The 7,322-nt window shown below is 66.7% G+C and carries 9 protein-coding genes and 1 riboswitch; of the genes, 3 read left to right on the top strand and 6 right to left on the bottom strand.

Going from position 1 to position 7,322, the window contains the following annotated elements; all coding sequences use genetic code 11:
* Positions 1-243 precede the first annotated feature (243 nt).
* Positions 244-429 carry a hypothetical protein gene (locus ABR571_RS10105; protein WP_409453069.1) on the top strand — a complete coding sequence of 62 codons (186 nt, stop codon included), beginning with the start codon at positions 244-246 and terminating at the stop codon, positions 427-429.
* A 398-nt stretch (positions 430-827) separates the two neighbouring features.
* Here ABR571_RS10105 and ABR571_RS10110 read toward each other — a convergent pair whose 3' ends face one another.
* Both ABR571_RS10110 and ABR571_RS10115 read right to left on the bottom strand, forming a co-directional pair.
* Positions 828-1,499, bottom strand: coding sequence for a hypothetical protein (locus tag ABR571_RS10110; RefSeq protein ID WP_409453070.1), 672 nt, complete (start codon positions 1,497-1,499; stop codon positions 828-830).
* Between the two features lie 236 nt (positions 1,500-1,735).
* Complete coding sequence (locus tag ABR571_RS10115; protein WP_409453071.1) at positions 1,736-2,185, bottom strand: hypothetical protein; 450 nt, start codon at positions 2,183-2,185, stop codon at positions 1,736-1,738.
* 448 nt (positions 2,186-2,633) lie between these two features.
* On the opposite strand from ABR571_RS10115, the gene ABR571_RS10120 reads away from it, so the two are divergent.
* Entirely contained in the window at positions 2,634-2,945 is a 312-nt protein-coding gene (locus ABR571_RS10120; protein WP_409453072.1) for an STAS domain-containing protein, read from the top strand.
* A 246-nt stretch (positions 2,946-3,191) separates the two neighbouring features.
* Here ABR571_RS10120 and ABR571_RS10125 read toward each other — a convergent pair whose 3' ends face one another.
* The 4 genes from ABR571_RS10125 to ABR571_RS10140 form a co-directional block, all read right to left on the bottom strand.
* Entirely contained in the window at positions 3,192-3,386 is a 195-nt protein-coding gene (locus ABR571_RS10125; RefSeq protein WP_409453073.1) for a hypothetical protein, read from the bottom strand.
* Positions 3,387-3,478: 92 nt separating this feature from the next.
* Entirely contained in the window at positions 3,479-4,165 is a 687-nt protein-coding gene (locus ABR571_RS10130) for a hypothetical protein (protein ID WP_409453074.1), read from the bottom strand.
* Positions 4,166-4,720: 555 nt separating this feature from the next.
* Positions 4,721-5,635, bottom strand: a complete 915-nt coding sequence (locus tag ABR571_RS10135) for a hypothetical protein (RefSeq protein ID WP_409453075.1) — start codon at positions 5,633-5,635, stop codon at positions 4,721-4,723.
* 18 nt (positions 5,636-5,653) lie between these two features.
* Entirely contained in the window at positions 5,654-6,001 is a 348-nt protein-coding gene (locus ABR571_RS10140) for a hypothetical protein (protein WP_409453076.1), read from the bottom strand.
* Between the two features lie 465 nt (positions 6,002-6,466).
* A riboswitch (cyclic di-AMP (ydaO/yuaA leader) is annotated at positions 6,467-6,624 on the top strand.
* Between the two features lie 4 nt (positions 6,625-6,628).
* Here ABR571_RS10140 and ABR571_RS10145 point away from each other — a divergent pair.
* Positions 6,629-7,322, top strand: a 694-nt coding sequence (locus ABR571_RS10145; RefSeq protein WP_409453077.1) for a transglycosylase family protein, incomplete at its 3' end; no start/stop codon positions are given.

Raw genomic sequence — 7,322 nt, forward strand, 5'->3', positions numbered from 1 at the left:
CCGCAGCGACAGATGCTGGGGATGGGAGTCGACTCCCTCGCCGTGATCGTCCTCTACATCGTCGGCGTGGTCGGCCTGGTGAGCTTGCAATGACCGGCAGAGGCGACGAGAGAAGTATTCGTCAGTCCAGGTAGTCGCGCACTAGGGACGACTATGCGCTGTGCTCTACCGCCGTAGTTGCGGCAGTTCTTGGGACCTCGGGGGAGCGCTGTAGCGCGAATATCCCCGACTGAAGGAGAGACCGTGCCCGCAACCCAGGACGACTACGACATGGCCATCGAATGGACCGACGGGGGGCTGGTGTTTCACCGGCTCCACTGGATGAGCGACGAGCAGTGGCGCGAGATGAAAGACAAGATGCAGGAGTGGTGGGCCGAGTACATGCCCGCGTTCTTGGCGTCGCGCGACGCGAAGCGGGCCGGCCGATGATGACCGACACGATCGTCACTCCCGACGAGACTCAAACAGACCCCCTACCCGACGTTCCCATGCTCGACGATGATCTCTGGCATCGGCTCCGGCGTCTGGCCGAGATCGAGAACGCCGTCAACGGTGTCCCGATGATCACCTTGTGCGGACTCCGATTCCCCGACCGCCCTGGGGAGGTGGCTCGGCGCACCACCGGCGCCCGTGAACGTCGGTTATGCCCACGGTGCGCGGCGGTCTACACATACCTTCTGCGCCTCTGAGGGTGATGTGGGCAAGTTGCCCGCATCTCGCTGCCCCGGTCGGATTCGTCTGGCCGGGGCAGCGGCGCAGATGGTGCTTGTAGCCGGGGGCTGGGCGGTTTCGTCGCCTGCCCGTGCGGGAGCTTGCCCGCTGTGACGTCAGCAGCCCGCCGGGGGCGGGGTGTAGGTGTCCGACGTGACTGTGTTGCCGAAGTGGTCGGTGCCTGTGAAGTAGAGCGAGTCACCGCAAAAAAGGACTGTGTAGTCATTGCTAAACGTGCCGTCCGAGTTCGCCCAGCCTACGGTGTGGTAGTCCCCGAAGCTAAAATGGACGACCACGGCGCTGCCGGGCTTCAGCCTTGCACCAACAACTGTGACGTAAAACTCCCCAGCGTAGTCCGAGGCCGTTCTCAGGCTGGCTGTCAGCGTGGCAGGAAGAAGAACATAGTCTTCCAGCGATTGGAGCCGAACTGACAGCGAATCGATCTTGGTGCCTTGGTCGGAGATGGTTGTTTGGGCTGTTTGCAGCTGGCTGCTAAGGGACTGGTTAGCCGCCTGGAGGTTGGAGATCGCGGTTTCGTCGCTGGTTTGCTTTCCTTCGATCGCATCCACGCGGCTGGCCAAGGCGGCGACGTCGGTCGGTGACGCGACCTGTACTGGTGTCTGACCCTTCGCGCAGGTCGATGCGCCGGGGTAGGTAACCGCGCCGGTCTTCGCGACGCAGAATGTCAAGGGGCTGGTCGTCGTGTTCGCGACCGCGAGTCCTGTCGCGAGCGACCCGACCGCCACGCAGGCGACGGTGATCCCGGCTAGCTTGATCGAACGTCTCACTGCGTCACTCCCGGGGGCCACTGTCGCCGCAGCGAAGCTACGGCGGTCGACTGCAGTGCACCACCGACCTGCAGCCGCGCCATCCGCCGAAGGTCCCGAATCGCCCGGATTAGGGCATCTGCTCGATGTGAGGCGCGTCTGCTCGGTCAGTCGCTGCCCCGGCTGGGATTCGTCCGGCCGGGGCAGCGCTGTGTTCGGAACCGCGGCGTCCTGGCGACTGAACCGGGGGCGTCGCGTCACCCCGTCAGCGTGCAGGTCACTGTGTTAGAGATGACCGGTGTGCCGTCGACGGCGGTACCGGTGAGGTAAAGGGTGTAGACACCGGGGCCGTTGGTCTGGGTGAAAAAGCCGATTCCGGCATTGTTGAAGTCCCCGGATCCACCGACTGGTCCAAGGTCTGCCGGAGCTGACGAGTTGAACACCGCATAGAGGTCCGATGTCGGCAACAGCCCGCCGCCGGCGAAGGTGAATGCGCACTGTTGTTCGGTCTGCACAATCTCATAACCGGGGCTCAAGGTGATGAAAGCGGTCGGTTTCGGAGATAGCACTCCGCCGTGGGACGCGTAGGCGACGCAGGCGTCCTGGCTGGCGAACGTGGCGCCAGTCGAGGTGACGAGGTTCTGCCAGCCGCCCTTGTAGCACTGCTGCGCCGAGGGTGAGTTCCCCGGCACGTCCCGCGACGCCACCCGATCAGCGCATTGGACCACCGAACCGAACCGGGCGCTACCCGACTTAGGTCCTGCATCGGCGGCAATAGGGCATATGCCGCGCGTGAGGCGCCGCACGGCTATTTCGGTCTATCGGCCGAGTCCATCGCTGCCCCGGTCGGATTGGTCTGGCCGGGGCCGCGGTTTGCTTTGCTCGCCTTCGTGGATGAGCCGCGGTTGAGCGGCACACGGGCGTCACATGAACGGTGATGATCGTCTGCAGCAGGAGCCGCCCGCCAGTGGTGCGTCCACCTGGAAGTGGCGGGCGGCTCCGCGCCGAGTTCCGCGTGGGCGCGCAGTAAGGGTTCTGTAATCCCTTGTCCGCTGTCGACGACGCTGGGGTCGGTAATCTCGTTGGCAGCGCGACCCGGGTGAACAGCACTGGCAGGTCGACCACCAGCCGGCTTGCTGATGATCGGAGTGCGTCGTGACGAAAGCGCTACCGGCCGAGTCCGTCGTTGTCCTGCCGGCTGGGGAACTCGATATGGCCGAGGTCGATGCGGTCCGGGCAATGGTCGGCTCGGCTTTGGCCCGGCCCGGCATCAGAAGCCTGGCCCTAGACGTGGCCAATGTGACCTTCATCGATTCGAGCATCATCGGCGCGTTCCTCACCTTGCACCGGGACGCCGCTGCCCGGCAGGTCGGGCTGCGGCTCGTGAACGTCCCGCACCAGCTCAAGCGCACTCTCAACATGGCCGGGATGCATGCGATCCTCGACTACGGCGACTCTGAGACGTAGATGTCGCTAGCCGAGGCTTAGCGCGGTTGAGGACCGGTCGCGCGAGCGTTCGACCTCGCGAACCGCGCGGCCGCCACCTCGGCACGAATGAGACGCGACGCGGTCTGCGCGTGCGCGGCATGCTCACAGATCAGCAGCGACGATGCCCGAAGCTCGGCGGCGTATGAGCCCACCCGGCGACGACGATCAAAGGCGTTGGTCACGCCCCGCTTGTACCCACTCAGCGAGCAGCCCGGACAATATGGACTAGATCGGGTCGTGTTCTTCCCACGTCCAGACGCGGTGCTCGTGGCAGTAGTAGCAGCGGGCACGGCCCACCCCAGACGGGTGCGCGTTGTAGCCGATCACGGCGACGCTCGGGCGGAACTCGCAGCCGCAGGCGAGGACGGCCGGCGGGATCTCGACAACCTGGCCACGCTCGTCAAGGCGAGTGCGGATCATGGGTGACTGTAAGCGCCAACCACGACGATTCGGAGACGCGCGGGCCGTCTGGCCCCGCGGCGCCGCCATGGAAGGCCAGACGGTCATTCGGATTAATCGTCGGCGATGAAGCCGAGGAAGCGTCGACCGAGTTCCGATGTCGATGACTCCCACAGGCTCGCCCCGGAAATCATTCCGTGAATATTGCGATCCAGCAGCCGGGCGGTCACGAGGTCGGCAGCGAGCAGGTCCAACCAAGGCCGTTGCCCGCGAAACTCAGGCATCCCATCTTCGATGATCTGACCGGTCGAGCTACTCAAGTAACTCGGAATGCTGATCTGCCGCTCCAAGAACCACGCTTCTGGATTGTCCAGAAACTTCAGTAGCCGGAGGTGCGCCGGAGTCAGCTCGTCCACGAGCCGGAAGACTCTTGCCTGTTCGTCAATCGTCGGGGCGGCGGGCGAGACGGAGTTGAGCACGCCGTTCCGCAGCGCACGCAACTTCTCATCCTGATGAGTAGCCTGCGCGGCTCGGGTCGCGTTCACGACAGCATCCGTGAACACATCGTCTTGAGCCAGGTCCTCGATCGTCAGGTACTCATCGCTCTCTTCTTGGAGCTCCGTCACTGCGTTGGCCAGTTCCTCGAGCCATTGCCGCATGCGCTTGTTGTAGCTCCACCCCATCGCCATCGCGAACGCAACGGCGACGGGGCTACCAGCTACCGGAACCATGCCGGCGCCCGCGATTACCGACTGTTCGACTAGCTCCCTCGCGGTCGACTTGTTGGGCATCGCACCCACGAGCGAACTATCCGCCCACGGCGGCGGATGGATCAAGTCTCCCTGCTCCCGAAGACCTAACTTCGACGGGCGCGGCCCGCTTCGGCATCTTCCGTTGATGATCTGACTGGGTCACCAGATACGGAACGCCCGCACCCGTCCGTCCTTGGCTCGGTGGGAAAAAATCTGCCGTGTGTAAATAAGTGGTCGAGGCGGGTCCTTCGTGGCGTCAGGGGCAGTGGTGGGCCCCCAGGGGTCCGAGCATTGGGGCCTACCAATCCCAACCCCTCCGGTCGACCGCGGGCGCTGACCCGCCCTCAACTCTTTTTTCACCCGGAAATGGGGGGACATGGCCCAGCGTGGGCTTTTTTCTTCGCGGAGAGAGAGAAATTGGTCGACGAGCGGGTCGTGGTGGCGGGCAGCCGTCGGGAAGGTCCCCAGGGTGTCGTCGCGGCGCGCGCGCTGGCAGGTCTGTGCGCGGGAGTCTGCGCTCGCTGCCATCCATCCGGTTGTCCAGCGGCTGCCACTGGGCCGGTGAGGTTGACGTCACGCGCCGCGGCTGGCATCGGTGGGCCTCTACTTGCCGGCCGCGTTCGCGGCCATCTCGCGCTCGCGCAGGACGCGGGCGGTGTTGTCCCGGTTCTCCTGCTCGGCGTCGACCCGCTTCTGCAACATCGCTGCAGCTCGAGCGCGGTCCTCGAGCTGGCGGGCGGCGTTGCCGTTCGCGGTGAGCTGCGCCGAGCCGTGGCCGTTGCGGAGCTGGTTCCATGCGTTCTCGCGGTCCTCGAGGCCGAACAGCGGCGGCAGGCTGAGCGTGCCGAGACTGGCGAGCCGCTGCCAACGGGCGACCGCGGTCATGCTCCGGAACACCCGGTCGCTGTACTCGCGCCACATCTCGCCGAGCATCCGAACATGGTCGGCGGTGACGTCGTCGGCCACGGGTGGTTCGAGCACGACCCACAGCAGGGCGTTGGTCATGCGCGGTTCACCGATGCCGGTGCCGATGATGACGCGTTCGGCCGCAAGCCGGTCGAGCAGGGCGGCGCAGCGTCGGGCCTTCATGAACGCAGCGGTCTGCTCGTCGTCTTCGTAGCCGCTGAGCTCGCCGGCCGGGGCCAGGGCGTGCGCGGCGAGGAAGTCGCTCGCGGCCTCGGCGAGCTCGGCGGCCAGGTTGGCGACCCACTCGGGCAGCGCCGAGCGGATCTGAATGGTTTGGTCGGTGGCTGCGTGCTGCTCGAGCGCGGCGGCGGCTTCGATGAACGCGGTGTGCTGGCCGGCCTCGGCGGCGTAGGTGCACAGAGCCTTCTCCGCGGCCTTCGGTTGCGTGATCGTCGGCATGACAGGCTGTTCGGTCTGCTGTAGGCGAACGGCCTCGGTGTAGATGGCTTCGGCGATGCCGTAGTGGTCAGGCACGGTCCAGCCGTGGTTGCGGGCAATGGCGACGGCCTGGGCGGCGTTGCCGCGGGCGGCGGCGAGAGCGTTGTCGAGCATGAGTGGATCTCCTTCGTCTTAGGCGGCGTCGGGGCCGTCGTCGGGGTGCACTGCGAGCAGACGCCCGAGCGCTGGATGCATCGGGAGCGAGGCCTGCACGGCAGCGCCGAACGACTGTGCCGGCGTGGGGTCGGCCGGGCCCGTGTCGTCCGGTGTGTCGGCCGGCGGGGCGAATGCTGTCCGGAGCGCGCCTTGGTCGCGGGCATGTGCGGTGATCGCGTCGCTGAGGCAGCGCTCGAACTCCTCGCCGCGTTGGCGGTCCGTGGCTGCTTTGTCGCTGAGCCGGCGGAACTCGGGATCACGTTCGGCGGCAGCTTGCGCGTAGTCATCGCCGGTGCGGGTGAGGTACTCCTGCGGGATCTTCATGTGGACTCACTTTTGGTGTTGGCGGGTAGATAAAGCGGCGAATGAGCCCACTCGGGCAGCGTCGAGCTTCGTCACGGCGGCGAGGGCGTGTCCGGCGCTCTGGTGGCAGGCACTGGCCGACACCCGGTGCCCTTCCACGTCACTTCCTCGCCGGGATGAGCGCGACAGCGGTAGGCGCTCATCGCCTTGCCTGCTTCCGCGCCTCAGCCAGTTCGGCCGCGGTACAGGGCAGGCACAGCGATGGGTGGCCGGCGCTGCTCGGCGTGGTCGGCGTGCCGCATTCGGGGCAAGCGTGCAGACCCTCGGCGTCGTCGAACGCGGCGTAGAAGCCCCCAGAGTCGTTCGGGGGGGACGGCCGCGTCCTGATGTCCAAGGTTCGCTGTCCGGAGAGTCAGGGCAGGGGTGCTGATCCGGGCGTAGTGTGCATGAGGTCCGGGTTTCCGCGCGGACCGGGGACGGCCCGCCTAATCCTGCCCGCCGTCTGCCGCACCGTAGAGTTTTCGGGCAGGAGTGGGGAACCCACTGGGTCGCTTGCGGCCCCGGGGTGAAGCGCACGCACTGGTGCGCGGGGCAACTCTCGCCCTAACCCGACAGCTAACTTCGCCGGCGGTCTGAGAGGCGCCGCTCATGGCACGCTCCATTCGCCTACCCGCCGTCCTGGCCCGCCTGAGCGCGACCGCCACCGCTGCGGCACTGGGCTGGGTGGCGCTCATGGCGGGAACGGCTGGCGCGGCGACGGTGGCAACGTGGGACAAGCTGGCCGGGTGTGAGAGCGGCGGCAACTGGAGCAGCAACACGGGCAACGGCTATTACGGCGGCCTGCAGTTTTCCAACAGCACCTGGCTGGCCTACGGCGGCGGCACCTACGCCGCCCGCGCCGACCTGGCCAGCCGCAGCGAGCAGATCCTGATCGCGGAGAAGGTGCTCGACGCGCAGGGCTGGGGCGCGTGGCCGTCATGTTCCGCTGCACTTGGGCTCGGCGCGGCGGACGCGAAAGCGAACCCGTTCACCAGGGCTGACTACACCGGTGACGGACGGGCCGACCCGACGGTGTGGCGACCTTCCACCGCCTACTGGTACCCGAGGGGCACGACCAGCGTGCACTGGGGTATGGCCAGCGACCGCCCCGTCACCGGCGACTTCAACGCCGACGGCCGCACAGATCCGACGGTCTTTCGGCCCTCCACCGGCTACTGGTACGTGCGCGGCCTCGCGAGTTTCCACTTCGGCCAGGCCGGTGACATCCCGGTCCCGGCCGACTACACCGGCGACGGACGCACCGACGCCGCAGTCTTCCGCCCCTCCACCGGCTACTGGTACG

Origin of the sequence: Jatrophihabitans sp., assembly GCF_046262535.1 — a bacterium.
Classification (GTDB): Bacteria; Actinomycetota; Actinomycetes; order Mycobacteriales; family Jatrophihabitantaceae; genus Jatrophihabitans.

Coding starts and splice junctions, on each gene's coding strand:
- ABR571_RS10125 (WP_409453073.1), bottom strand. CDS start 3,386: ATGATCCGCACTCGCCTTGACGAGCGTGGCCAGGTTGTCGAGATCCCG.
- ABR571_RS10140 (WP_409453076.1), bottom strand. CDS start 6,001: ATGAAGATCCCGCAGGAGTACCTCACCCGCACCGGCGATGACTACGCG.
- ABR571_RS10135 (WP_409453075.1), bottom strand. CDS start 5,635: ATGCTCGACAACGCTCTCGCCGCCGCCCGCGGCAACGCCGCCCAGGCC.